22 protein-coding genes, 1 tRNA gene and 1 other RNA gene are annotated in these 26,540 nt (G+C 43.9%); 22 read left to right on the top strand and 2 right to left on the bottom strand.

Translation table 11 applies throughout. The features are described from left to right. Positions 1-17: 17 nt before the first annotated feature. The gene (clpP, locus tag Q9R46_RS22890) at positions 18-614 is read right to left on the bottom strand and encodes an ATP-dependent Clp endopeptidase proteolytic subunit ClpP (protein WP_090924795.1); all 597 of its coding nucleotides are present in this window, start codon (positions 612-614) and stop codon (positions 18-20) included. Positions 615-794: 180 nt separating this feature from the next. Then, positions 795-869: transfer RNA gene (locus Q9R46_RS22885), tRNA-Arg, on the bottom strand. A 496-nt stretch (positions 870-1,365) separates the two neighbouring features. On the opposite strand from Q9R46_RS22885, the gene Q9R46_RS22880 reads away from it, so the two are divergent. The 22 genes from Q9R46_RS22880 to Q9R46_RS22775 all read left to right on the top strand — a co-directional run bounded on the left by Q9R46_RS22880 (position 1,366) and on the right by Q9R46_RS22775 (position 26,444). After that, positions 1,366-2,397: a sugar-binding transcriptional regulator gene (locus Q9R46_RS22880; protein ID WP_145335939.1), complete on the top strand. Its 1,032-nt coding sequence runs from the start codon at positions 1,366-1,368 to the stop codon at positions 2,395-2,397. Positions 2,398-2,518: 121 nt separating this feature from the next. Then, a complete protein-coding gene (gene gap / locus Q9R46_RS22875; RefSeq protein WP_145335941.1) occupies positions 2,519-3,526 on the top strand; it encodes a type I glyceraldehyde-3-phosphate dehydrogenase in 1,008 nt (335 codons plus the stop codon). Between the two features lie 149 nt (positions 3,527-3,675). Continuing rightward, positions 3,676-4,857, top strand: coding sequence for a phosphoglycerate kinase (locus tag Q9R46_RS22870; RefSeq protein ID WP_145335943.1), 1,182 nt, complete (start codon positions 3,676-3,678; stop codon positions 4,855-4,857). 33 nt (positions 4,858-4,890) lie between these two features. Further along, positions 4,891-5,643, top strand: coding sequence for a triose-phosphate isomerase (gene tpiA, locus Q9R46_RS22865; RefSeq protein WP_123066176.1), 753 nt, complete (start codon positions 4,891-4,893; stop codon positions 5,641-5,643). 1 nt (position 5,644) lies between these two features. Next, positions 5,645-7,189 (top strand): 2,3-bisphosphoglycerate-independent phosphoglycerate mutase, encoded by a 1,545-nt coding sequence (gene gpmI / locus Q9R46_RS22860; RefSeq protein WP_311281926.1) that lies wholly within the window; start codon positions 5,645-5,647, stop codon positions 7,187-7,189. Positions 7,190-7,432: 243 nt separating this feature from the next. Next, positions 7,433-8,719, top strand: coding sequence for a phosphopyruvate hydratase (gene eno / locus Q9R46_RS22855; protein ID WP_090924800.1), 1,287 nt, complete (start codon positions 7,433-7,435; stop codon positions 8,717-8,719). Between the two features lie 268 nt (positions 8,720-8,987). Then, positions 8,988-9,221 (top strand): preprotein translocase subunit SecG, encoded by a 234-nt coding sequence (gene secG / locus Q9R46_RS22850; RefSeq protein ID WP_111270229.1) that lies wholly within the window; start codon positions 8,988-8,990, stop codon positions 9,219-9,221. A gap of 588 nt (positions 9,222-9,809) precedes the next feature. After that, entirely contained in the window at positions 9,810-12,614 is a 2,805-nt protein-coding gene (rnr, locus tag Q9R46_RS22845) for a ribonuclease R (RefSeq protein ID WP_311281925.1), read from the top strand. 157 nt (positions 12,615-12,771) lie between these two features. Further along, on the top strand, positions 12,772-13,254 hold the full coding sequence (gene smpB, locus Q9R46_RS22840) for an SsrA-binding protein SmpB (protein WP_090924803.1): 483 nt from the start codon (positions 12,772-12,774) through the stop codon (positions 13,252-13,254). A gap of 517 nt (positions 13,255-13,771) precedes the next feature. After that, positions 13,772-14,136, top strand: a transfer-messenger RNA (tmRNA) gene (gene ssrA / locus Q9R46_RS22835). A 653-nt stretch (positions 14,137-14,789) separates the two neighbouring features. After that, on the top strand, positions 14,790-15,635 hold the full coding sequence (locus Q9R46_RS22830; protein ID WP_311281924.1) for a ParA family protein: 846 nt from the start codon (positions 14,790-14,792) through the stop codon (positions 15,633-15,635). A gap of 2 nt (positions 15,636-15,637) precedes the next feature. Beyond that, positions 15,638-15,994 (top strand): hypothetical protein, encoded by a 357-nt coding sequence (locus Q9R46_RS22825; RefSeq protein ID WP_311281923.1) that lies wholly within the window; start codon positions 15,638-15,640, stop codon positions 15,992-15,994. Beyond that, positions 15,987-16,670, top strand: coding sequence for a hypothetical protein (locus Q9R46_RS22820; protein WP_311281922.1), 684 nt, complete (start codon positions 15,987-15,989; stop codon positions 16,668-16,670). Before Q9R46_RS22825 ends, Q9R46_RS22820 begins: the two co-directional genes overlap by 8 nt. A 144-nt stretch (positions 16,671-16,814) precedes the next feature. Then, complete coding sequence (locus Q9R46_RS22815; protein WP_311281921.1) at positions 16,815-17,576, top strand: hypothetical protein; 762 nt, start codon at positions 16,815-16,817, stop codon at positions 17,574-17,576. Positions 17,577-17,786: 210 nt separating this feature from the next. Next, positions 17,787-17,984 carry a hypothetical protein gene (locus Q9R46_RS22810; protein ID WP_311281920.1) on the top strand — a complete coding sequence of 66 codons (198 nt, stop codon included), beginning with the start codon at positions 17,787-17,789 and terminating at the stop codon, positions 17,982-17,984. Further along, entirely contained in the window at positions 17,977-18,549 is a 573-nt protein-coding gene (locus Q9R46_RS22805; protein WP_311281919.1) for an ATPase, read from the top strand. Before Q9R46_RS22810 ends, Q9R46_RS22805 begins: the two co-directional genes overlap by 8 nt. 631 nt (positions 18,550-19,180) lie before the next feature. Then, entirely contained in the window at positions 19,181-19,681 is a 501-nt protein-coding gene (locus tag Q9R46_RS22800; protein ID WP_311281918.1) for a hypothetical protein, read from the top strand. Between the two features lie 72 nt (positions 19,682-19,753). Next, entirely contained in the window at positions 19,754-20,644 is an 891-nt protein-coding gene (locus tag Q9R46_RS22795; protein WP_311281917.1) for an AraC family transcriptional regulator, read from the top strand. A gap of 104 nt (positions 20,645-20,748) precedes the next feature. After that, entirely contained in the window at positions 20,749-21,786 is a 1,038-nt protein-coding gene (locus tag Q9R46_RS22790; RefSeq protein WP_311281916.1) for a linear amide C-N hydrolase, read from the top strand. Positions 21,787-21,824: 38 nt separating this feature from the next. Further along, entirely contained in the window at positions 21,825-22,187 is a 363-nt protein-coding gene (locus tag Q9R46_RS22785) for a hypothetical protein (RefSeq protein WP_311281915.1), read from the top strand. 253 nt (positions 22,188-22,440) lie between these two features. After that, positions 22,441-24,837, top strand: a complete 2,397-nt coding sequence (locus Q9R46_RS22780; RefSeq protein WP_397386404.1) for a histidine kinase — start codon at positions 22,441-22,443, stop codon at positions 24,835-24,837. Further along, positions 24,825-26,444: a response regulator gene (locus Q9R46_RS22775; RefSeq protein ID WP_311281914.1), complete on the top strand. Its 1,620-nt coding sequence runs from the start codon at positions 24,825-24,827 to the stop codon at positions 26,442-26,444. Before Q9R46_RS22780 ends, Q9R46_RS22775 begins: the two co-directional genes overlap by 13 nt. The last annotated feature ends 96 nt before the right edge of the window (positions 26,445-26,540 follow it).

The raw sequence follows: 26,540 nt of genomic DNA, 5'->3' as shown, positions 1-26,540 counted from the left end.
TGTCTCCAGGCTATAGCTTAGATGCCTTGGGAGCCTACGTTTTGGATTACTTTATCGATGATACCGTAATCGGCTGCTTCAGCAGCACTCATGAAGTAATCACGATCTGTATCTTTTTCAATACGCTCCAGTGGTTGACCTGTGCGCTCGGAGATGATGCGATTCAAGGTATCACGCATTTTGAGAATGCGGCGTGCACGGATTTCGATGTCCGACGCTTGACCTTGTGCACCACCAAGAGGCTGGTGAATCATAATTTCACTGTTCGGCAACGCAAAACGTTTGCCTTTTGCACCGGCATTCAGCAAGAATGCACCCATGGAAGCCGCCATACCTACGCAGATCGTAGATACATCCGGTTTAATGAACTGCATTGTATCGTAAATTGCCATCCCCGCTGTGATCGATCCGCCTGGGCTGTTGATGTATAAGTGAATGTCTTTCTCCGGATCTTCCGCTGCCAGGAACAACATCTGTGCCATGATGGCATTCGCAACAACGTCATTCACGTCGCTGCCAAGGAAAATGATACGATCCTTCAGCAATCTGGAATAAATATCATAGGCGCGCTCACCCCGGTTGCTCTGTTCAACGACCATTGGAATATAACTCACGTGAAAAACCTCCTCGGAAATGTAAATGTTAAATGGGTGTTTATATTTAAACTGTTACCGTATTAACCACATCATAAACAATCTCAAACAAAAAGTCAAAGAAAGTCAAACTAAGTTTGAAAAAAAAGAAACCTTTCCGGTTTCGTTGGTTAAATGCATTATGAGCTGTTAAAAATGTAGTGGCGCGCCCGCCAAGAATCGAACTTGGATCTCAGGCTTCGGAGGCCTACGTCATATCCATTGGACCACGGGCGCAAATTATGTGACAGCAATAATGATTATAGCTTATGCACCGGTGAATTGCAAGCAGTTGCTTTGCATGAACATGGTGTAGTTTTCCTTAGTGCGAAAGGGCTCAAGTTCCTCCATGAAAGATTCGATTTATTCCGCAGGTGGTTTGAATTTATTCTGAAATGATCATGATGAATAAGAATGGATAAAGCTTGAATTTCGGTACATGCTATTAGAGGTTTTGGACATGCCCTATAAAAATGAAACATAGCAAGATATAGATGTTATGTTCAGGCTTCTTCTATATATGGTGTGAGATCCTCGCTTTCTTATCTCGATGTGTAGAGGTTGTGAAAATAGGCGCGTACAAACGCCTGCGAACCTGTCGAAATAGGCAATCGAAACACTTGCATCTCGCGTCAGTTTTAGGTAGAATGAACGTGGGACTTAAAAAGTTAACCCGGGACATTTTAAGGCCATGCAGAAAGCTTGGAACATGAAGCTTGCGGGAGTGGAAAGCATGCGAACGATCTTGGAAGTGCAAAAGCAGCTTCTGCCCGATCTCATGGATGTCTTGAAGAAACGCTATACGATTTTGCACCAGATCATGTTATCGGATGTGATTGGGCGGAGAACGTTAGCCAATTCCATGCAGATGACCGAGCGGGTTCTGAGAGCTGAGACCGATCTGTTAAAGGCTCAGGGACTTATCGAAATTGACAGCGCGGGGATGAAGATCAGCGAGGCGGGTTATAATCTGCTGCAGCAGTTAGAACCTGTCGCGAAAGAGCTGTTTGGATTATCCGAGCTGGAAGAGCGAATCAAGCAAGCCTACGGTCTGCAAAAGGTAGTTGTGGTTCCCGGCGATTCGGACGTATCTCCTTTTGCCAAGAGGGAACTTGGAAGAGCCGGAGCGAAGGCTCTCGGCAGTATTATGAATGACAACGACGTTGTCGCCGTTACAGGCGGATCAACAACGGCAGGTGTTGCAGAACAACTCACACCGCCTACTTCGCTGAAGGGTGTCTGGTTTGTGCCAGCACGAGGCGGATTGGGAGAAAGCCTGGAAATACAGGCGAATACGATTGCGTCCACAATGGCAAAGCGGGCAGGGGCTCAGTACAAACTCCTGCATGTACCGGATTTGCTTAGTGACCATGCCTATGAATCGCTGATCCAGGACCCGGGTGTTCAGGAGATTTTACAGCTAATCAGGCAATCACGCATCGTAATTCATGGCATTGGCGATGCTGTGGAGATGGCGAAGAGACGCAAGCTTGCACCGGAGATCATCGACGAACTTCAGGAGCAGGGGGCCGTATCGGAGTCCTTCGGGTATTACTTCAATGATCAGGGTGAGGTGGTACATACCATGCTTACACTGGGTATGCGGCTTCAGGATATCGAACGCACCGATGTGGTTATCGGTATTGCGGGCGGCAAAAGCAAGGCAGCTGCCATTCATTCCGTACTGCGGTTTGGGCAGGAGGATATTCTGATTATTGATGAGGCTGCGGCCGAAGTCATCGTCGCTGACATGGAAAACATCTAATTTTTCAGAGATGAAATGGTTTTATTTTCAACATCACTCTTGTTGTCTTGACGGACTTCACCGTCTGTCTTGAATATATAGTTTCATAAAAAACTAATCAAAACTTGGGAGGAACTTACTCATGATTAAAGTAGGTATTAACGGTTTTGGACGTATTGGTCGTTTGGCATTCCGCCGTATTCAAAATGTAGAGGGCATTGAAGTTGTAGCAATCAACGACTTGACTGACGCTAAAATGCTGGCTCATTTGCTCAAATATGATACAACTCAAGGTCGCTTCGATGGCGATGTTGAAGTACATGATGGTTTCTTCAAAGTGAACGGCAAAGAAGTTAAAGTTATCGCTAACCGCAACCCTGAAGAACTGCCTTGGGGAGACCTGGGTGTAGATATCGTTCTGGAATGTACTGGTTTCTTCACAACGAAAGAAGCTGCTGAGAAACACTTGAAAGGTGGAGCTAAGAAAGTTGTTATCTCCGCACCAGCTACTGGCGACATGAAAACCATCGTTTACAACGTAAACCATGACATCCTTGATGGTACTGAAACTGTAATTTCCGGCGCATCTTGCACAACAAACTGCCTGGCTCCTATGGCAAAAACACTGCAAGACAAATTCGGAATCGTTCAAGGTTTGATGACTACAATTCACGCTTACACTGGCGACCAAAACACATTGGATGCTCCACACCCTAAAGGTGACTTCCGTCGTGCTCGCGCAGCAGCTGAAAACATCATCCCTAACACAACTGGTGCTGCTAAAGCAATCGGTCTGGTTATCCCTGAACTGCAAGGTAAATTGGATGGTGCAGCACAACGCGTACCAACACCAACAGGTTCCCTGACTGAGCTGGTAACTGTTCTGGGCAAAAAAGTAACAGCTGAAGAAGTTAACGCAGCAATGAAAGAAGCTTCCGATCCACAAACTTTCGGATACACAGAAGACGAAATCGTATCTTCCGACATCGTGGGTATCACTTACGGTTCCTTGTTCGATGCAACTCAAACTAAAGTACTGACAGTGGGCGACCAACAATTGGTTAAAACTGTAGCTTGGTATGACAATGAAATGTCCTACACAGCTCAATTGGTTCGCACATTGGAGCACTTTGCAAAAATGATCAAGTAATATCTGTAATAACATAGAGCGGAAACAGATTGTTATTGTTTCCGCTCTTTATATATGGATATTTAGTTAATTTCTCATGAACACCAGAACTGACAAGGGATTCAGCTCTTGAAAGGTTCACCAAATACATGGGTGCGGAGGAAATAGAGATGAACAAAAAAAGTGTACGTGATATCGAATTGAATGGAAAACGGGTATTCGTGCGTGTAGATTTCAATGTGCCGCTCGAAGATGGTAAAATTACAGATGACAAACGTATTCGTGCAACACTGCCTACGATCAACTTCCTGATCGAAAAAGGTGCGAAAGTGATCTTGGCGAGCCACATGGGACGTCCAAAAGGTGAAGTTGTAGAATCCATGCGTTTGACACCAGCAGCTGAGCGTTTGTCTGAATTGCTGGGTAAACCGGTTACTAAAGCGGATGATTCCGTGGGCGAAGCGGTTAAAGCTCAAATCGCGGCAATGAACGATGGCGACGTATTGTTGCTTGAGAACGTTCGTTTCCACGCGGGCGAAGAGAAAAACGATCCGGAACTGGCAAAACAATTTGCTGAACTCGCTGACGTATTCGTTAACGATGCATTTGGCGCAGCTCACAGAGCACATGCTTCGACCGAAGGAATCGCTCACTTGCTTCCAGCAGTGTCCGGTTTGTTGATGGAAAAAGAGCTTGAAGTGTTGGGTAAAGCCATCTCCAACCCTGAGCGTCCTTTCACAGCAATCATCGGTGGTTCCAAAGTAAAAGACAAAATCGATGTGATCGACAACCTGCTCAACATTGCAGACAACGTAATCATCGGTGGTGGTCTGTCTTACACATTCATGAAAGCTCAGGGCCACGAAGTAGGTCAATCCTTGCTGGATGAGTCCAAACTGGATGTAGCACTTGGCTTTATCGAAAAAGCAAAAAAACTGGGCAAAAACTTCTACCTGCCAGTGGATATCGTAATCTCTGACGACTTTAGTGCAGACGCAAACACAAAAATCGTTGAAGTTGGCGACATTCCTGCAGATTGGGAAGGTATCGACATCGGTCCTAAAACACGTGAGATCTATGCTGACGTTGTTAAAAACTCCAAACTGGTTGTGTGGAACGGACCTATGGGCGTATTCGAAATTGAGCCATTCTCTCACGGTACTCGTGCAGTAGCAGAAGCTTGTGCTACAACATCTGCTTACACAGTAATCGGCGGCGGCGACTCTGCAGCAGCAGCTGAGAAGTTCAAATTGGCTGACAAAATGGACCACATCTCCACAGGTGGCGGTGCATCGCTCGAGTTCATGGAAGGCAAAGTGCTTCCAGGCGTAGTTGCATTGAACGACAAGTAAGCTTTAAGCTATAGCATGAAGGAGTTGAAACCAATGAGAACACCAATTATCGCGGGTAACTGGAAAATGTTCAAAACGGTTTCCGAATCCAATGACTTCATTCAGGAAGTTAAAGGAAAAGCGGAAGTCGCAGGCGTAGAAACGGTAATCTGCGCACCTTTTACAAACCTGCCATCCCTGGTAGAAGCTGTGAAAGGCACTAACATCAAAATCGGTGCACAAAATCTTCACTTCGAAGACAACGGTGCATTCACTGGTGAAATCAGCGGTGTGATGCTGAAAGAACTGGGTGTAGATTACGTGATTATCGGTCACTCGGAGCGCCGTCAATATTTTGCGGAAACCGATGAGACTGTCAATAAAAAGTTGCATGCAGCATTCCGTCATGGATTGACTCCAATCTTCTGCCTTGGTGAAACGCTTGAAGAGCGCGAAGCAAACCAAACAAAAGATGTATGCAAAGTACAAACTGAAGCTGCTCTGGCTGGTCTGACTGCTGAGCAAGCAGCTCAAGTGGTTATCGCTTATGAGCCAATCTGGGCGATTGGTACAGGCAAATCCTCTACATCCCAAGATGCGAATGAAGTTATTGCTTACATCCGTACATTGGTGAAGGATCTGTACAATGAGCAGGTTGCAGATGCGGTTCGTATCCAATACGGCGGTAGCGTGAAACCGGAAAACGTAACAGAATACCTCGGACAAAGCGACATCGATGGCGCACTTGTTGGCGGTGCCAGCTTGCAACCGGCTTCGTTCATCGCGCTTGTTGAGGGGGCGAAGTAAGATGACAGCTCCAAAACCTGTAGCACTGATCATTATGGATGGCTTCGGTCTGCGTAACACGGTGGAAGGCAATGCGGTAGCGCAAGCCAAAAAACCGAACTATGACCGTTTTATGAGCCAGTTCCCACACACAACGTTGACTGCATGCGGTGAGGCTGTAGGTTTGCCGGAAGGCCAAATGGGGAACTCCGAGGTAGGTCACCTGAACATCGGTGCCGGCCGGATCGTATATCAGGATTTGACCCGTATCTCCAAATCGATTCGTGACGGCGAGTTCTATGACAATGAAACACTTGTCAAAGCGGTGCGCGAAGCGAAACAGAACGGTAAAAAGCTTCATCTCTACGGCTTGTTGTCCGATGGTGGCGTACATAGTCACATCGACCACTTGTTCGCGATGCTGGATCTGGCTAAAAAAGAAGAAATGAACGAAGTATATATTCATGCCTTCCTGGATGGCCGTGACGTTATGCCGGACAGCGGTAAAGACTTCATGCAGAAGCTGATCGCCAAGATTGACGAAGTGGGTGTAGGTAAAATCGCAACGGTTCAAGGCCGCTACTATGCTATGGACCGTGACAAACGTTGGGAGCGTGTAGAGAAATCCTACCGCGCTATCGTTTATGGGGATGGACCGAAATACACTGACCCACTCAAAGCGGTTGAAGAATCGTATGAGAAATCCGTATTTGACGAGTTCGTTGAACCAACGGTTATCGTTCAAGCGGATGGTGAGCCGGTAGGTCTGGTAGAGAGCGGCGATTCCGTCATCTTCCTTAATTTCCGTCCTGACCGTGCAATTCAGTTGTCGCAAGTATTCACGAACTCCGATTTTCGCGGCTTTGATCGTGGACCGAAGTTCCCAGTGGGCTTGCACTTTGTGTGCCTGACGTTGTTCAGCGAGACGGTTGAAGGTTATGTGGCTTATGAGCCGAAGAACCTCGACAATACGCTGGGTGAAGTGCTGGTACAGAATAACAAAAAACAACTGCGTATTGCAGAAACCGAGAAATACCCGCACGTAACCTTCTTCTTCAGCGGCGGCCGTGATGTAGAGCTTCCAGGCGAAACTCGCGTACTGATCAACTCACCTAAGGTGGCAACGTATGACCTGCAACCAGAGATGAGCGCTTATGAAGTAGCCGATGCAGCCGTTCGTGAGATTGAAGCGGATAAACACGACGCGATTATCTTGAACTTTGCGAACCCTGACATGGTTGGACACTCCGGCATGCTGGAGCCTACCATCAAAGCGGTTGAAGTGACGGATGAGTGCATGGGTCGCGTTGTAGACGCAGTACTTGCCAAAGGCGGCGTAGTATTGATCACAGCGGATCACGGTAACGCGGATATGGTATTTGATGAGCAAGGACGTCCGTTCACAGCTCACACAACGAACCCGGTTCCATTTATCGTGACAGATCCAAATGTAACGTTGCGTGAAGGCGGAATTTTGGCCGATATCGCGCCAACCATTCTTGACCTGATGCAATTGCCACAACCGGCAGAAATGACGGGAACATCCGTTATTGCTACCCGTAAATAAGTTGCACAGCCAACATATATGAAATTGGGAAGTTTGGCGTTTACCCCTGAACGAAGGTAGCAGAAATGGTCTGAAGAAGCGTAGCGTTCGCCTTTATCACAGGATTCCAACTTATGAGAATAAGTTCTAAAGGAATCCGGGGATAACAGCGATCGTAAGACGATTCTGCTGACGTAGTGGATAAGGGGAAACACAAGTGGTCCTAATTTTTAATAAATTCAAAATCAAAGGAGATTATCACTCATGACTATTATTTCTGACGTGTACGCTCGCGAAGTCCTCGACTCCCGCGGTAACCCTACAGTTGAAGTTGAAGTATACCTGGAGTCCGGCGCAATCGGACGCGCAATCGTTCCATCCGGTGCATCCACTGGTGCCCACGAAGCAGTTGAGCTTCGCGATGGTGACAAATCCCGTTACCTCGGTAAAGGCGTTCTGCAAGCTGTTAAAAACGTAAATGAAATCATCGCTCCAGAAGTCATCGGTATGGATGCTTTGGATCAACTGGGTATCGACAGATTGATGATCGCTTTGGATGGTACGCCAAACAAAGGTAAATTGGGCGCAAACGCAATCCTGGCTGTATCCATGGCTGTAGCTCGCGCTGCTGCTGATGCTCTGGAATTGCCACTGTATGTTTACCTGGGCGGATTCAACGCGAAAGCATTGCCTGTACCAATGATGAACATCATCAACGGTGGTGAGCACGCGGACAACAACATCGACGTACAAGAGTTCATGGTATTGCCAGTTGGCGCACCTAGCTTCAAAGAAGCTCTTCGCGTAGGCGCAGAAATCTTCCACAACCTGAAATCCGTACTGAGCTCCAAAGGTTTGAACACAGCTGTAGGTGACGAAGGTGGTTTCGCACCAAACCTGGGTTCTAACGAAGAAGCAATCACTACAATTATCGAAGCAATCGAAAAAGCAGGTTACAAACCAGGTGTTGACGTATTCCTGGGTATGGACGTTGCTTCCACTGAGTTCTACAAAGATGGAAAATACACTTTGGCTGGTGAAGGTAAATCTTACACTTCCGCTGAGTATGTTGACCTTCTGGCTTCATGGGTTGAGAAGTACCCAATCATCACAATTGAAGACGGTATGTCCGAAGATGACTGGGATGGTTGGAAATTGCTCACTGAAAAATTGGGCGACAAAGTACAACTCGTTGGTGACGACTTGTTCGTAACGAACACGGAGCGTCTTGCTAGAGGTATCGAGCAAGGAATCGGTAACTCCATCCTGATCAAAGTAAACCAAATCGGTACATTGACTGAAACATTCGATGCAATCGAAATGGCTAAACGTGCAGGATACACAGCTGTAATCTCCCACCGTTCCGGTGAGTCCGAAGACAGCACAATCGCTGACATCGCTGTTGCAACAAACGCGGGTCAAATCAAAACGGGTGCTCCTTCCCGTACAGACCGTATCGCAAAATACAACCAATTGCTTCGCATTGAAGATCAATTGGATGAGCTTGCTCAATACAACGGTCTTAAAGGATTCTACAACCTTAAAAAATAAGCTGTGTACACAGCTTTTCGGGCAAGCCGGGTAACCGGCTTGTCTTTTTTATGATTATGCGGAACACGTAAGGGATGTGGTCTAGTAGATAGACCAGTTATTACGTGGATAACTCTGATAGGCCAGCTATTCAAAAGTTATACGATGGCGGTCTTTATTGGAAATTGCATGCGTTGTACTACTTGTAGTACAACCATAGCTGTGCTACAATTAAAGTAACTGTTTTTATGGTGAGATGTGATGCCCACATGGGTAGGAGGTGGAAAGAATGGATATTGCTTTGAAATTGCTGCTCGTTGTTTTCTCGATCGGTCTAATCACTGTAGTATTGCTGCAGCACGGGAAAAGCGCTGGTTTGGCGGGTGCCATCTCCGGTGGTGCGGAACATCTTTTCGGTAAAACGAAAGCGCGCGGATTGGATCTTTTCTTGCAACGTGCAACAGTCGTACTGGGTGCAGGATTTATGATCTTGGCTATTATTGTTACGGTGGTTTCCAAGTAACTTGGTTCGAACCTTCGAATGAATCGAATAGCTGAAGCCAATGGCTTAACGGATAAACCTTCGTTTCGTGCAGAAACGGAGGTTTTTTAATAGAAATTTATTTCTCCAAAGTTTGCCAATTATATCGCTATATAGCCACCGAATTCTTCTTGAACTTGATGGAACTGCATTTTGCTTGTGACTTCTGTTCGATTCCCCCTTACTGTTTTAGAGACCCATTTCAGGCAGGTATGCCACGGCGAGATATAAAATTCCTGTGATTAAGATTTTCAAATGTATAGATAAGATTCGTGATGCAACTTATTTTCTAAATGCTAATTTAAATCAGGTCGGGCATATCACATACTGCATAAACTGTTTGAAGGAGCGGACTCAAACGGCCAACTTGTTACGTTAAGAGACCAAGGGGCTTTTTTGGGTAGCTACGGATGGGCTGGATTGAATTCGTGTATACTAGGGTATGAGATAGTAAGGGCGCGATAATCATACGCATTTTACTATATGGCATCTGTACGAATACGGCACGAATTCCGATACATAAAGAGAAGAGATCAGACTATACTCTTACGTTTCCCGAGGTGAAAACTAATGATAACCGAACAACAATTGCTTGACTTCATGCGGGAGACCGCCTATAAACCGATGACTTATCAGGAGTTGGAACAGCACTTTCAGATTGAGGATGCTGCTGATTTCAGATCCTTTTTGATTATGCTGAACACGCTGGAGGAATCCGGCCAAATTTTGCTAACAAGTAACAACCGCTACGGTATGCCTGAACGTATGAATCTGGTACGTGGGCGTCTTCAAGCGCATGCGAAGGGTTTTGCTTTTCTGATTCCAGAAGACCGAGAGCACCCTGACGTATATATCCATGCCAATGATATGAAAAGTGCAATGAATGGGGATATTGTGCTTGTGAAAGTAACTTCCCAAGGGCCGTCCGGCGGTCGCCTGGAGGGTGAAATTGTACGGATTGTGACGCGTGCGATCACACAGGTTGTGGGTGTTTTCCAGAGCCACGAAGTGTATGGATTTGTCATTCCGGATGATAAACGGATTAATCGTGATATTTTTATCCCGCGTACGAATTTTGCTGGTGCTGTAGATGGACAGAAGGTTGTTGCCAAGATTGTCAGTTATCCGGAAGGCCGTGCAGCGGCTGAGGGTGAGATTATCGAGATTTTGGGTCACAAGGATGAGCCGGGCATTGATATTTTATCGGTCATCCGCAAACACCAGCTGCCTGAAGCTTTCCCGGATGAAGTGATGCAAGAAGCGGAAAAAGCACCGGACTCCATTACGGATGAAGAGATTATTCAGCAGGGACGCCGCGACTTGCGTGGTCTGAACATCGTTACGATTGATGGAGAGGATGCGAAAGACCTGGATGATGCGGTTAACGTGGAAAAACTGCCGAACGGCAACTACCGTCTGGGCGTGCATATTGCCGATGTGGGTTACTACGTGCGTGAGAACTCCAAGCTGGATCAGGAAGCATATAACCGCGGATGCAGTGTGTATCTCGTGGATCGGGTTATTCCGATGTTACCACAACGTTTGTCCAACGGGATTTGTAGCTTGAATCCACAGGTGGACCGTCTGACATTATCCTGTGAGATGGAGTTTAACGACCAGATGAAGGTTGTGAAGCACGATATTTTCACAAGTGTCATCAAGACTAAAGAACGCATGACCTATTCCAACGTTCGCAAAATTCTGGAAGGCGAAGAGCCGGAATTGCTTGAACGTTATAAAGACTTGGTGGATGACTTCCACCTGATGAAAGAGATTGCCTTGAAGCTACGTGCGATGCGTATGCGCCGCGGGGCGGTTGATTTTGATTTTGAAGAGTCCAAAATCATTGTCGATGAGAACTGCAAACCGGTGGATATCGTGAAACGGGAGCGTTCCATTGCAGAACAAATTATTGAGGAGTTCATGCTTGCAGCCAATGAGACTGTAGCGGAGCATTTTCACTGGCTTAAGGTACCGTTCATCTATCGCGTGCATGAAGACCCGGATCAGGAAAAGTTGCAAAACTTCCTCGCTTTTGCGGCGAATTTTGGACATCACGTCAAGGGACGTGGCAATTCCGTTCATCCAAGAGCACTTCAATCTCTCTTGGAGGACATTAACGGTACGAAGGAGCAGACAGTCATCAGCACCATGATGTTGCGTTCCATGAAACAGGCGAAGTACGACTCTGAAATGTCTGGCCACTTTGGTTTGGCGGCAGAGTTCTACAGTCACTTTACATCCCCGATCCGCCGTTATCCCGATCTGGTCATTCACCGGGTCATTCGTGAAGTGATCGAGAATAACGGTGCATTACCGGAGAATCGCCAAGAGTATCTGGCAAGCCGGATGTCGGATATCGCCCAGCAGTCCTCAGAACGCGAGCGTGTGGCGGTGGAAGCGGAGCGCGATACGGAGAAAATGAAAAAGGCCGAGTACATGCTCGACAAGGTCGGCGAAGAGTTCGAAGGCATCATCAGCAGCGTGACCAGCTTCGGTATGTTTATTGAGCTGGAGAATACGGTAGAAGGTCTGATTCGTCTTAGCGCGCTGACAGATGATTATTATCATTTTGATGATCAGCATATGGCTCTGATTGGTGAGCGTACATCCAAAGTTTTCCGCATTGGCGACGAAGTGAAAATTCGCGTAGCACGTGTGAGCATGGAAGAGTACACGATTGATTTTGAGATGGTTGATATGAAACCTCGCCGAGAACGGGATGGCGGGTTCGATCGTGGTGCTCGCGGTGGTAAAGGTGGTCGTCCTGGTAGCGGCGGCCGAGGCGGAGCCAAAGGTGGTTTCGGTGGAGGCCGTGGCGGTAAAGGCGGCGCTGCTGGAGCAGGCGGTAAGCGTGATCGCGGCGGCAGATCGGCAGAAGAGAGCAGTAAAGGTGCTCGCGGTGGTCGTGGCGGAGCGGCAAATGCCGGAGCAGGTGCAGGCTCATCAGCGGGTGGGTTTGCTGGTAAAGGCGGAGGCAGACCGAAAGGTGAACGTCGTGCGAGTGATGCAGGCGCAGGTGCTTCGGGTAGTCGTGGTAAAGGTGCGGTAAGCTTTGGTTTCGGTTCGGGCAAAGGCGGGTATAGCTCTGCCCCGGCTGGTCAGGATAGTGGATCAGGTGAACGTAGCCAAGGAAGTAGCCTCAATGGTAGCGGCCGTGGAGAAGGAAGCTTCAAATCCGGTAAGGGCGGTAGCGGTAAAGGTGGCAAAGGCGGAGGTAAACGTAAGAACACCTCACCTAGCGGTATTTTTATCGGTGAAAATGCTACACCGGGCGGCGTGCAAGAAGGCGGAGCATCTCGCCGCAAACGTAAGAAAAACAAAGGCGGGGCCGGGAATGGGACAGCCGCTTTTGTTCGCAAGAAAAAGAAGTAAGTGAGAAGCCAGGAAGGGGCGGCGCAGGCCGCCTCTTTCTTGATTTTAACAGCCGTCCTTGCTACAATTAAGGTCTGGCACAGGTTTTTTGGTGCAACATGCATGCTATGCTGGTACAGCATGGTACGGGTTTATTTTACGAAGAAGGAGTGAGGACATGGGCAAGAATGATGGGCAGAATAAAGTGCTTGCACAGAACAAAAAGGCTTCCCATGACTACTTCATTGAAGATACGTATGAAGCGGGCATGGTGCTGACGGGCACAGAAATCAAGTCGATTCGTAACGGCCGTGCGAACATAGGAGACTCATTTGCAACGATTCGTAACGGCGAGATTCATATTCACAATATGCATATTAGTCCTTTTGAACAAGGCAATCGGCATAATCCGCTCGATCCTACACGCACACGTAAGTTGTTAATGCATAAGGTACAGATTCATAAGCTACTTGGATTGTCCAAGCAGGATGGATACAGCATTGTGCCGCTGAAAATTTATATTCGTAATGGCTACGCGAAGCTGCTACTTGGTTTGGGTAAAGGTAAGAAGCAGTATGATAAACGTGACACTGCCGCGAAGCGGGATGCTCAACGTGATATCCAGCGTGCACTGCGCGAGAAGCAGAAGGTTGCGCGTTAAGAGAGAGCTACGTTTTGTTAACGTTAATTCGCGTCGATTCGCAATGGTGTAGGGATGTATGCTTACGGCCCAGCTGGTCAATGGCAGAATACGATAAGCGGAGAATGATTGGAAACTCGGAATCGATGGAGCCTCGCAGTTTGCCTATGTATAGGTGAGTGTGAGGCTTTTTTTTGTAGGTTGCGTAAATTTGTGCATCGGTGGGTAAATTAATTAAACCGACGGTTGTAGCTGGGTAAACTTTACTTCCGATGAGTCACGCGGTATAATATGTAGACGATTGAGCCTGATGGCGTGGTTAGTTGGCTAGTTTGGATAACCTTTCATCTGCGCTCAGTAGACTGGATTGCTTTCCAGCAATCTGCACTATATCGGTGATTCGGGCTGTGATATGATTATTCATGTAGCAGACAGGAATGCCGAGTATGTAAGAAACATCTTTTCACCTTGGAGGGATTAGATGTGCAGCACCTTTGCTCCGTATTCACGGATTAATCCTGGAGCCCTTCTTATATGAGGGGGCGTTTATGGATTCGACGGGGATAGTTCGAGCATGGGTAGCGGGTAGTGGGGACGCGTCCGCTTTATCAACGCTAAAGCCTATTAAACGGCAAACAACAAACAAACTACGCTTTCGCAGCCTAAGAAACTGTGTGCGTGCTTCTACCCTGCATCGCCCATGTGACAGGACTAGGGGCTAACAAGTAGTGGGATACGCTGTCACATCTCCGCCTGGGGTGTGCTGAAGAAGACAATCAGGCTGACCCAACGTATAGCCGGTTACAGGGCGATACTCGGGTGACATCAAAACTGTGACTACACCCGTAGAAGCTTATGTGTCGTTATCTTCGGACAGGGGTTCGACTCCCCTCGCCTCCATTAGTAGCATCAGTGAGACCGCCTATTTAGGCGGTCTTTCTTTGTTTTCTGCGGTTTAAATAATTTTTACGAAGAGAAATGTTTTACTTAACAATTCTATGAGCTATTGAATATAGTAGTGGCAATCCAATCTGCAGAATGTAGCTGAAAAATAATAATGCTTTGTTGAATAGGACCATAGTAGTATAAATATAGTTCATTAGTATCAAAAAAAATATACGACTACCTTTACAGACTTTGGGCAATGTGAGAACATGTGTATATAGAAAAAAATGTTTCAATTAGCGTGTAGCTGAACCTTCGTATAAGTAATTGCTGGACCCCCTGACCGGGCAATTAGAGAACAGATTGGATTATATTTCCAATGGTTATGGAAATGAGCATAGAGGCAATTAGTTGAATTGCAGGGAATGTTACTCATCTCTAGTTTGGAAGTTATTAAGTTATATATAGATGGGAAGTAAAAGAAGGGAATGGCATCATGCCGGTACTTACAGGGTGGTTATAGAAAAAAAACATTTTTTATACATAAATAGGTCTACAGAGTTGCTGAGGCTGGCATTGGCTTTTAATATGGTCCCCTCTCCGTAACTCCAAAAGCGTAGTATCATGTACTTAAATATACAATCACACTATTTAAAAGTGAGGCGAAGTAAGTGAGTAGTTTAAAAAACGGTCAAATAATATCTTTTATTAATATGAAGGGTGGAGTCGGTAAGACTACTCTAAGTATTGGGGTTGCTGATTACCTAGCTAACGTTCATGAGGAAAAGAAGAAAATACTCATTATTGACGTTGATCCACAGTTTAATGCAACTCAGGCACTGCTTGATGCCTATTATAGTGGTGATTATTTTGCCGATGTGTTACCACTTGAAAAAACAATCAATAAGCTATTTAGACCTCAAGTCGATTTTAGAGAAGGTTATTCATCCCCTACTAAGGATAGTTTAATTATATCACTGACAGAAAATCTAGATATTATTTGTGGTGATTTAAATCTCGTTCTGGCGAATAAATCTAGTGATTACACACATGTTAAGAGATTGCGTAGATTCATTAATGATAACCGTCTTAGAGAAATATATGATCTTATTATTATTGATTGTCCCCCTACTTTAACAATTTACACAGACAGTGCTCTACTTGCATCTGATTATTATTTGATACCTAATAGAATTGATAGATATTCTATAATTGGTATATCATCTTTACAAAAGGCAATACGAAATTTAACAAGAGAAGAAGAAAAAGAGTTGAATTGCATTGGTTTAGTATATACGATGAGGGAGGATACGTTGTCTCAGAAACAAGAGAGAATGAAGGCTAGTTTTGAGGAAAAAGAAGATGTCGAGGGGGTACATATCTTCACTGGATATTCATGCATAGTAAAAGACTTGCAAGTAGGGCTACAAGGACCTATACCTACAAAATATAAGCGATCTTTAGAGGATATTCGAGCAGTATCGTATGAACTATTACTTAGATTGAAAGGGGAATAGACATGGAGGGTCAGTTTCATTTATATCAAAGTGAACTTCGATCAAAAAATATTCCTCGATATAAAATGACGGGCATTGTTACGGAGATTCTCCTTTCGAAAGATGTATTTCCCAGAAACGAGGATATTTCTGCGTTTCTGAAGAATGTTTTTGATATCGCATATAAGGAATATGTATTAAAATCAAGAACTACTATACTGGCTAGGTGTATCAGAGATATATATATGGTTGAAGAGAACGTTTATGAACAATACCGTAGAAAATTGTTAGACTACATTAAATCTGGCAGTGAGGTTAAACCCATCTCAAAAAAAGTTGAAAACAGCTTGCATAAATGGATGGATGGAATAAATGAATAGAATCTATGACCCTACTTTCGAAGAACTCAGAATTGTTAAAGGTGAGATACAAAGTTTTGTTAATGATAATTTTAAACCTTCGTCAGAGCATCTGAAAAATTATTTTATTAATATATGCAAGAAGATTGTATTAGTTAAATACCTAATAAGACAACTACCAACGGACTACAGATATAGAGCTTTGCTATCTGACTTGTATTACCTCTTAAATAGCATAGAACTGGGCGAACTAAGATATTATTATCTAAATATCCGTTCTATAATTGAGCAATCTATGAGAATAGTTGTAGATATTGCAGATACCACTACCATAACTTATGTCGAACTTATGGAGAGTGTGTCTGGCTTTAGAAATACTATTAACCATATTAGAGAGGTTAATATAGGGATTATTCAAGACGAATACAGTAAGGCATGTCTGTACGTTCATGGGAATTCTAACGCACAAATGGGCCTAGCTGAATATTACAATACTTCTTTTCGGACAACAAAAAGTATTGAGGGATTAGATACAAAATTAAATCAATTGGTGGGGCTATTAAAGTCAGTATTCAGTCTAATAATACTTAGTCAAGCGGGAGTTACGGATGCAGCATTTCATAGGAGAAAATCCATATTAAGATATCTGATAAGCGATGATGATCTGGTTAATTATGTGATCTTACAAGATGCCTAAAAGCTGTGAATTACGGATCAATTGCGATGCGTCCGCTTCATTAAGACGGAAAAAGATAAGATCGAGTTGTTTTGAATAGAGCTGAGTCTTTAATTGAAATAAATAAAAACAGTTTGAGTCGATTGCTAAAAAAGGAGAGTATGCATGAGTAACAATTATAATGAAGTTGAATCAGATAATGTGGTAGGAAGACTGTATAATTTGATTGCTACACTTAAACAAACTAGTAAAACCAATGCCGAAGGTGCATTTAGTAAGGTTTTTTCATTAGAAGAGAATGATAGAGTTTCAATCTATACTAATTACGCTGAGTTATTCAAAATGTGCAATATTGGAATAAATGAGTTAGAAAGATTAAAACCGAAAAAATTAGAAAAATATAAAAATACTCTTGGTCAGACCAGTGAAGGAATTGCTAAAATTTATTTTAATGCAAATCCATTAACAGTTAATAATGGAATGGATAAATTTAAGGAGCATTTTTCAAATAGTTTAATGCAATCACTTGAGAGTTGTGCAGATTATTTATCTGAAAACAGTTCTGAAGAGATTATTGGAAATGAAAAAATTCTTGAGTTACTTAAAGAGGTCTCTGAACTTGAAGAATCTATAGTTAATAGTAAATTACAGGTTGATCTAGAGAAAGTACTTATATATCAACTAAATAACGTTAGAGAGTCATTATTAAAATATAAATTCTATGGCACACAGGGCATTATCGACAGTATTGCAACAACACTTGGAACAGTAATTATGAATCGTGAGAAAATTGGAAACAATGAAGATAAAGGTAACATCGAACGGCTTTTCAAACTTGTCGCAAGAATTAATTCGATTTTTAGTTTTAAGGATAATAGTGTTAAATTAGTAGGTGAAATTTATAGAAAATTAACTGGTGGGGAATAAAAATAGATACTGAGATGACTCGTAAGCGATACTCGGGTGACATCAAAACTGTGACTACACCCGTAGAAGCTTATGTGTCGTTATCTTCGGACAGGGTTCGACTCCCCTCGCCTCCATTAGATTCAAGTCAAAAGCCATCAACCAGTGTTCTGGTTGGTGGTTTTTCTGTTTATGATATAATAAGCATAAATTTAGATTGGGGGACTCCAGATGTTTGAAACTCGAGAACAGCTCCAAGAAATTTTAAAAAAGGCGAATCAACATGCGCGGAAACAAGCTAAAGAATCAGGTGCCTCTATTTATTATATAAAGAACAACAAACGCGTTCGTCAGGATGCTGAAGGCAATAAATTCGAAATTAAATTTGATGCTACTGGGAAACGCCAGGAGTTTGAGTATCATGAGTGAAATCAGACCAATCATGACTGTGTTTGCTGGAACCAATGGAGCAGGGAAAAGTACACTCAGCATGCAGATGAGAGAGTGGCTTGGTGAACTGGTTGATCCGGATCAAATTGCTAGAGAGTTGAAGCCAGAGAATCCACGGAGTGCTGACCTATCTGCTGGTAGGGAAGCTGTAAAAAGGATCAGATCTCTCATTAAAAGTGTTGTAAACTTCGCTATTGAAACGACATTGTCCGGATCATTTGTTTTAAAACATATGGAAATTGCAAAAGAAAACAGTTACGAAATTGTTGTTTACTATATCGGCCTTGAGGATGTTCAACTGCATATAGATCGAGTTGCATCTCGTGTTGAACAAGGTGGACATTGGATTGCAGAAGAAGACATTCGTTATCGATATGGTCAGTCATTGAAGAATCTTACACCAGCTCTAGCCATTGCGGATCAAGTTATCATCATTGATAATACATACGAGCCTTTAATTGTTGCGGAAATCAGACAGGGTAATTTGCTCTATTGTGTTGAGTCCATACCTGCATGGGCTAATTCTGTTCTTAAGGATCACTGATACTCGGGTGACATCAAACTGTGACTACACCAGTAGAATTGTATGTGCCGTTATCTTCGGGACAGGGGTTGAACCCCCTCGACTTTACTATTATAGTCAAGAAACCATCAATCAGTGTTTGATTGGTGGTTTTTCTGTAGATTAACGAAGTACATTAAAATATAAAGAATGGAGCCCGAATTGATGTTTATACGATACTTTAAAGGTGCAGGCAGTTCATTATTCATAAGCATTCTAATTTATCTATTATCGGTCCCAATCCACTATGAGTATCTCAGATTTCAACTTGGAATGATCGCTTTATACGTTTATGTTAGTTGCATATTGGGGGTCATCTTATACTCAATCCTTGTTAAGTATAAAAAAGAGGCAAATTATATATTTTGTTTCTTGTTATATATCCTATTAGGAGGTTTGGCATCTATAGCCTACTGGCCGCTATTTTTCATTTTTATAGCAGGTTCCGTGGTGTTTTATTTAGTTCAAGTAGTACAAAAAAATAAGTTCCCTATATTGTTGTCCATATCGGGGCCCATATTCTTAATTATAATCCTTTTCATTTATTAATGTCTAAAATTAGGTATGGTAAGATTATATTTCATAAATAAAGAAAATGAGAGGAATATACTTTATGAGAAAGGGGAGTATTCTTTTCGTCACTCTATGTATTGCTGTGGTAATTATGGGGATGGGTACACAAAAAACTAAAACGGAGAACCTTGAAACTGGGGTATCTAGTTATCCTGCTACTCGTCCTGTTGTTGCAGATCAGGTGACAAGTCGATCGATTAATCCTACTCGAGGCTCCAATGGGGAGAACGTAACTGGAGGAGCAGTTGTGCAGAAGCACTTTACTATAAATAAGGGGTACGGCCATATTGAACTTACTATGGAAAACTACAGTAGCCGAGCCGTCTCCATTAGTCTGACACATAACTATACCGGAAAAGTATATTTTTCTAGAGAAATACCCGGAATGGGAGCATTGACTTGGAGAAATTTTGAACAAGGTTACGAAATAGGACTACGTGGAGGAGACTATACACTTCAATGGAGTGGAGGCGGAAGTGAAGTGAATGGGAAGTTCAATGGGAGAACCAGTTCATCCGTTGCCGAATTTACTATTCAATAAGTTCGATATCTGACTGGAAGCGAAAGGGGGGGGCTACATTTCTCAGGATGTAAAAAGAGTGGGGAGGTTACCATGGACTATTTCCTAAATATTCAGAGATGCATTGATTATATAGAAATACATCTAAACCAGGACTTGGACGTTAATGAAGCCATTAATAAAACACATATGTCCAAATTCCATTTTTATCGTCTCTTCAAATCAGTAGTGGGTGTAACGATCCATGAGTACATAAAACGAAGAAAATTAAGTGAAGCTGCTGAACATTTATTTCGTACCAATGATGATGTGCTGACAACAGCAGTCACATATGGTTTTCATTCACAGGAAGTTTTCACACGTAATTTTAAGAAATGTTTTGGGTATCCTCCGGCTCAATTTAGAAAGTTAAAGCCGGAGAATTGGCAATTGCTCGCTACAAAAAAGATCCGTGTTGATGCATTGCGACTAGACGCCAAGGCATATAACGGGAAGGTAATCATTCTGGAACATGTGGATTACATCCGAAACCTAACTTTAGTTGGTGTAGAGCGAGTGACAACTAACGATGAAGGATCAACCGTTACAGAAGCGATGTTACATTTTCTAGATGTTGCAGAAAAGATCACTAATCGAGCGGACAAAACAATATATCGTCTATGCTATGATATCCAAGAATTAGATAAGAATGAGACCTATAAAGAGTTAATTGCCTATGAGGTAAGAGATGCTTCACACGTTCCAGATGGAATGAAAATAAAACATATCGATGGTGTGAAAGTTGCCACCTATACGCATCATGGATTTTTGTTTAGCGAAGAGGAAAAGAAAATCATAGATACATATCAGTTTTTATATCGCTATCGCATTCCTTTCGCAGAGCATGACTTAACAAATGATTTCATCCTTGAGAAGTATGGAGCTGATTTTAAAGGTCCATTTCATCAAGATTCGGTCCTGCATATTTCTTTTTCTATAAAGTGAAATGTAGCAAGGAGTATCAAACGGGAGCAAGCATATCTCTGATAGGATAAGTCGAAGGAGAGAACGGGACTCCATCAGGCACAATTTATATCGGAGGGATTCGAATGTGTACTACTTTTATTCTTCAAAATGATCATTCTATGTTGCTAGGACAAAACTATGATTTTTATTATGGTCATGGGCTGATTGTAGTGGGCAAACGCGGTGTTCAAAAAGAGTCACTGAAACTAAAAGGACAAAAAAGTAAAACGTGGATTTCAAATTACGGAAGTGTTACGTTTACACAGTTTGGCCGAGAGCTGCCGATCAGTGGGATGAATGAAAAGGGATTAACTGTTGCAATGTTGTATCATGATGAGGGACAATTACCTGAAGAAGATGAACGGGCTGTGATGAATGAATTGCAATGGATGCAATATCAACTAGACCAATTTTCAACGGTAGCAGAAGTAGTTGATCATCTGGAGGAGATCAGAATTGTAAAATCGTTATATGCGCTGCATTATACGCTTGCTGATGCACTAGGAAATGTTGCTCTGATTGAGTTTGTTCATGGTATTGCTCAAGTTATTCATGATGAGAGTTACTTTGCTTTATCTAATAGTAGCTTCAAAATATCTAAACAATATGCCGAACAGTTCCTGACAATACCAATATCCAAGCTTTCCCAAGAAGTGAACTCTCTTGATCGATTCACGCTGGCTTACCGCCATGTTGAACGGGTAATATCAGATGCGCAACAAGCCCCGATCTTAACGGATGAAGCTTTTTATGTGTTGAAAGAGTTATCGGTATTACCATCTTCTAACGAAGATTGGGGATGGGTTGGTGAGCAAAATCCGCCAACGTTAACCTTTTGGAGCGTTGTATTTGATTTAAAACATGCTGAGATACATTATATAGATAATAACAATAAGAACATCCGTACAATTCAATTGAATTCAATGAATTTCTCAAAAACGGAACCAACGTTATGTCTTCGATTAGACAATGAATTGATGGGGTGTGTTAATAATGCATTTAATCCATATACCACTCAAGAAAATGAACGGATTATTCGTTTAAGCTTTAAACCCATTAGTGATATGATTCCTTTAGATGAGCAGTTGGAGCTAGCGGTGTATCCAGATCAGTTTAAGTGAAGAAGAACAAAAATATTAAATGAAGTTGGTGATTCCAAATGACTGAAAAACACTGGCTTGTCGTGCAATACCCGCTAAAGAGTGCCAATGGCAGCAAACGTGATCAGTGGTTGAAGGAAAAGGTCATGGAATATCTTGAAACTGCTCTAACCCAGCATGAACTGGGTGAAGTGGATGGATGCGACATAGGAAGCAGCGTGGCTGATCCGAAGAAATACGTGATGAACATCTTCTGTGTGGTGACGGATGAAGAGCAGGGCATTGCATTGGTCAAAAAAGTACTTCGAGAGAGTCGGCTGGATTACACCCGCATCCTCATTGCAACCATGCCTTACGGCACTGAAGGCAGCTACACGCTGAAATTTGCCTCCAAAAAGGGTGTCACTGAATTCTCGCTATAATCTGAACTACGTATTCAATATGAGCGATCTTCACAGTTAACCGTGGAGGTCGTTTTTTTATGCCGAATAAGGCACATCCATATCGAGTTCAGCTTTTTTCCACCTAACGCCCAACCTCTCTACCAATACAAACCAGCACAATGCGATAAAAGGTGTTGAGGCTCTTCCAGATCCAGGCATATAATATACAATTGTATGCAGTCCGAGGGAGCGTGAATCTCTCGGAAATTTTAGAAGAATGGAGGGTCCTGTATTGAGCAGGAAGTTAAATCTGATGTTACGTATAAGAGAGTTTATGCAGCGGAAACCCAAAACACTCGCCTTTAAAATTCCCTTTGCGTACTTTGTTATTATTCTGCTAACGGTGGCGTTTAGTGCGCTGGTGTTGAACCGTATTTCGGAAAATGACGCGCAACAGAAGATCAACGAAGCATCTCTGCAGACGATTACGTCGATCCAGACGAATGTAAATCTGATGATCGAGAATGTGAACAATTATTCGAAAATGATTTTCTCCGATCAGAACCTGCAGAACCTGCTAAGGCAAGGCAATGTATATTCTAATTTGCAGATGCAATTCAAGGTTAGTTCGTATTTGACTAATCTTATGCAAGCGGTTCCAATTATTGATTCGGTTTACATTTACGACAACTCGGGACACCGTTTTTCGGTGGGCACACAGCAGTGGCCAGCTTTTCTCGAAGCGAATGTGAAGGATGCACCGTGGTATGAGCAAGCTCTGAATTACAAAGGGCGATACCTGCTCAGGCTGAATGGCGGTGACAGCAACGAAAAGGAAGCCGGAGTCGGAACGGTGGCAGAGAACATTAACAACACTGTATACACACGGGCAGATGTAAAAGAAAATAAACGTCAAAACGCTCCTAATCATGAATTTGTTAACAAAGTGACGAGCAAGAACTCGAACAATAATGATCGAGGTACTGAGCAACTTAATAGAGAAATTCATGAAAACGAAAATACTAACAACATGGACAGCATAAATACCAACAGTATAACCCACAGTCAAAATGTCGGCATGCCCCCGGCCAACGGTAGAAGTTTAGAAATGGAGACGGAGAAGGAAACAGAACAGGGGAAAGAAAAAGAGAAAAAAAATGAAAATGAGAAACAAAAAGAGAAAGTGGTCTCTTTTATTCGTTTAATGCGCGACCTGGATGACACCTCTCCACTCGGCTTTCTGGTCATGAACATCAAAGAGAAGTCCATTGCGCAGGCTTACGCCAACCTACCGGCATCCGATTCATTTCAGGTAGCCATTCTGGACGAGCATCAGCAGATTATTGCATCGAATGCCACTAAAAATACGGCAACAAACACCATGACGAATAAGGAAAAGATTACCGCATTAGATGCTGCAACAGCTACAGTATCTACAACTTCTTCGATATCTTTAACATCTAAAGCCTTTGCAAAATCTACCGCACATACCGCAACTCCAACAGCTATAGCATCCGAAGAGGCAAATCCATCTGATGCATCCTCGTCCACGGCTCAGAAACAAGCAAGTATGCAAGAGATTCTGAAGACGAATCAAGCGAAGTTAAAACAGGCGTTTCAGGAACAGCCTTCAGGCGTTCTGACTCTACATTCCGGAGGACAAGATTACGCGGTGACCTACCGATCAGCAGGCGAAGATCAGTGGAAATACATCAGCATGAGTCCATACCGTGCAACAGATACCCGCAACACATCTCTGGTTCTGCTTGCTTTCATGCTACTGGCGGTGAATGGATCTGTCTTTTTTGTCAGTTCTTTTATTATCTCTCGTAGCGTCATCAAGCCGATTCATAAGTTACTCCGATCCATGCAAAAAGCACCAAGTGGCAACTTCCGCAAAGTGAAAGTGGAGCTGAACAGTTACGAATTCAAACAGCTGTACAGTGGCTACAATCAGATGATTGAGCAGATCGAGCAGATGCTGAGTCGCATTATTCAGGAGCAGCAGACAATCCGCCGAGCGGAGCTGAACACGCTCCAGGCACAGATCAAACCGCATTTTCTGTACAACACACTCGACTCCATTACTTCCCTGGCGATGTCGGGTATGAACGATAAAGTGTGCGAGATGCTGGAGGCACTCGGAAGTTATTATCGGCTGAGTGTGAGCAAAGGCAATGAGGTCATCACACTACGCGAAGAGGTTGAGATTGTACGTCATTATTTGACCATCCAACAGGTGCGTTATCCGGGTGTTTTTGAGGTGCAGTACGATATCGATCCGGACTGTGAGCAGGTGCTGATTCCCAAACTCGTACTCCAACCCCTGGTGGAAAATTCACTCTATCATGGCATTCGCGCCAAAGGTAGCTCGGGCATTATACGTATTCAGGCACAGCAATCGGGAGAGAGCATTACCCTAACACTTACGGACGACGGTGCGGGGATGTCCGAGGAACAAGTGCAGCAGATTCAGCGCACAGAAAAGGACAACTTCATCCGACCTGTGCAGGAGCAGTCAGAGTCTAACTCCAATGTGAATGCAAGCTTTGGTCTGTGGGGAACGATGGAGCGGCTGCGTATTTTTTATGACCGCGAAGATGTATTGAACCTTAAGAGTGTGGTTGGAAAAGGAACCACCATAACCATTACGATCCCGAAGGGAGACGTTGGAACATGGAACCATTAAAAGTACTGCTCGTGGATGACGAGTATCTCATCCGAAATTTACTACGTATGCGCATCGATTGGCAGGAAGAAGGCATGCAAATCGTTGGCGAAGCCTGTGATGCGGCAGAAGCCTTAGAGCAGGTAGAGTTGCTACAACCGGACATTGTATTTACGGATATTTATATGCCCAAGATGGACGGCATTGAGCTGAGCGGTATCATCTTGAAGCATTACCCGAACATCAAAATTGTAGTGGTGACGGGACATGATGAATTTGAATATGCACGTCAGAGTGTGAAGCTGGGCATATCCGATTTTATTTTGAAACCGATTCGAGCTGATGAGTTATTACAGGTTACCACGAAGCTGCGATCAGCTATCGAGCAGGAGAGAGGAAGGGAATATGAGCTGTCCAAGCTGCGGGAGGAGATGAAGCGCAGTCTGCCGTACCTCAAGGAACGTTTTGTGAATCAGTGGCTACAAGGCGTGTTGCATGAGGAAGAGGTGCGGGAACAGGTGCGTTTCTTCGACATTCCAATCGCTGCGGACAACCCGCAGTCTCGCGTAGCCATCATTGAGGTACAGGTTGCGTTATCTTCACAAGCGGAGACTTCTACAGAGGAAGCTCAGATCCTGATGCGTATGAATGGTTTGAAGCACGTACAGGCCTATTACCAGCAGGATATATACAAAATCATTGTCATGGACACACACAATCGTATTGTCATCCTTGCGACCCACCCTGATGCCAAGCTAACCGAGCAAGCTGAGCAAATTCTGGGAGAACTTCGATGTCTGCTGAAAGTTGACGGTTCCGAGGCAGACGTAACAATAGGGATTGGACAGCTGTACTCCGGGTGGGAGAGAGTCTGCATCGCTTACCGTGAAGCATGTCGTGCTCTGGATTACCAGACGTTTGTGGGGAAAAATCAGGTCATCTGCTTCGAGGATCTCGTGATCGAAAGCAATAAACGAAGTCAGCCGTATCGCTCGGATAAAGGGCTTCTAGAGCAGCTGCAATTCTGCATTAGCGTTGGTGCGGGAGAGGAGGCTGTGTCTTTACTTCAACAGATCCTTGCTACCCCATTTTCCAATCCAGCACAGTTCCGCATGGCGGCTATGGATGTAATTACCGAATGCCAACGTGCAGCCATGGAGCAGCAACTTGAGGGTGAGCAGGTATTCAACCAGGAAGCTGTTGCCATGATGCTGATGTCAGAGCATTTACCAGACTTGAGGGCGATGCTGGAGCAACATGTCCGGGCCATATCAGGTGTGATTAAAGCTAAACGGCAAGCGAAGGAAGTCAATTTAATCGATCAGGTCAAGGCGTATTTGGAAGAGCAGATGAGCAATGCAGAGGTGGGGCTGTCGAGTACAGCCGCGGCTTTTTACGTAAGTCCGGGTCACTTGGGGCGTTTGATGAAAAAAGAAACCGGGCAGACGTTTGTCGAATATTTAACGCAGCTTCGTATGAAAAAGGCCGAATCCTTGCTGAAGCAGACGGATTTGAAAGGGTATGAGATTGGGGAGCAGGTAGGCATCCCGGACCCGCACTATTTCAGCGTATTATTCAAAAAACAGTTCGGTCGCTCCATGAACGAATACCGGAACGTGCGAAATTAACCCTTTACATTTCGAAATGGTCGCGCTTTCAATTGTGTTCGAATATTACAAGTCGATGCCTGTTTTCTAAATGGAGCGCAGTGCGAACCACTACTA

The organism is Paenibacillus sp. RRE4 (assembly GCF_031844205.1).
GTDB classification, from domain to species: domain Bacteria; phylum Bacillota; class Bacilli; order Paenibacillales; family Paenibacillaceae; genus Paenibacillus; species Paenibacillus xylanexedens_B.
Note: the sequence above shows the minus strand (reverse complement) of the source record. Positions and strands in the feature narration are given on the sequence as shown.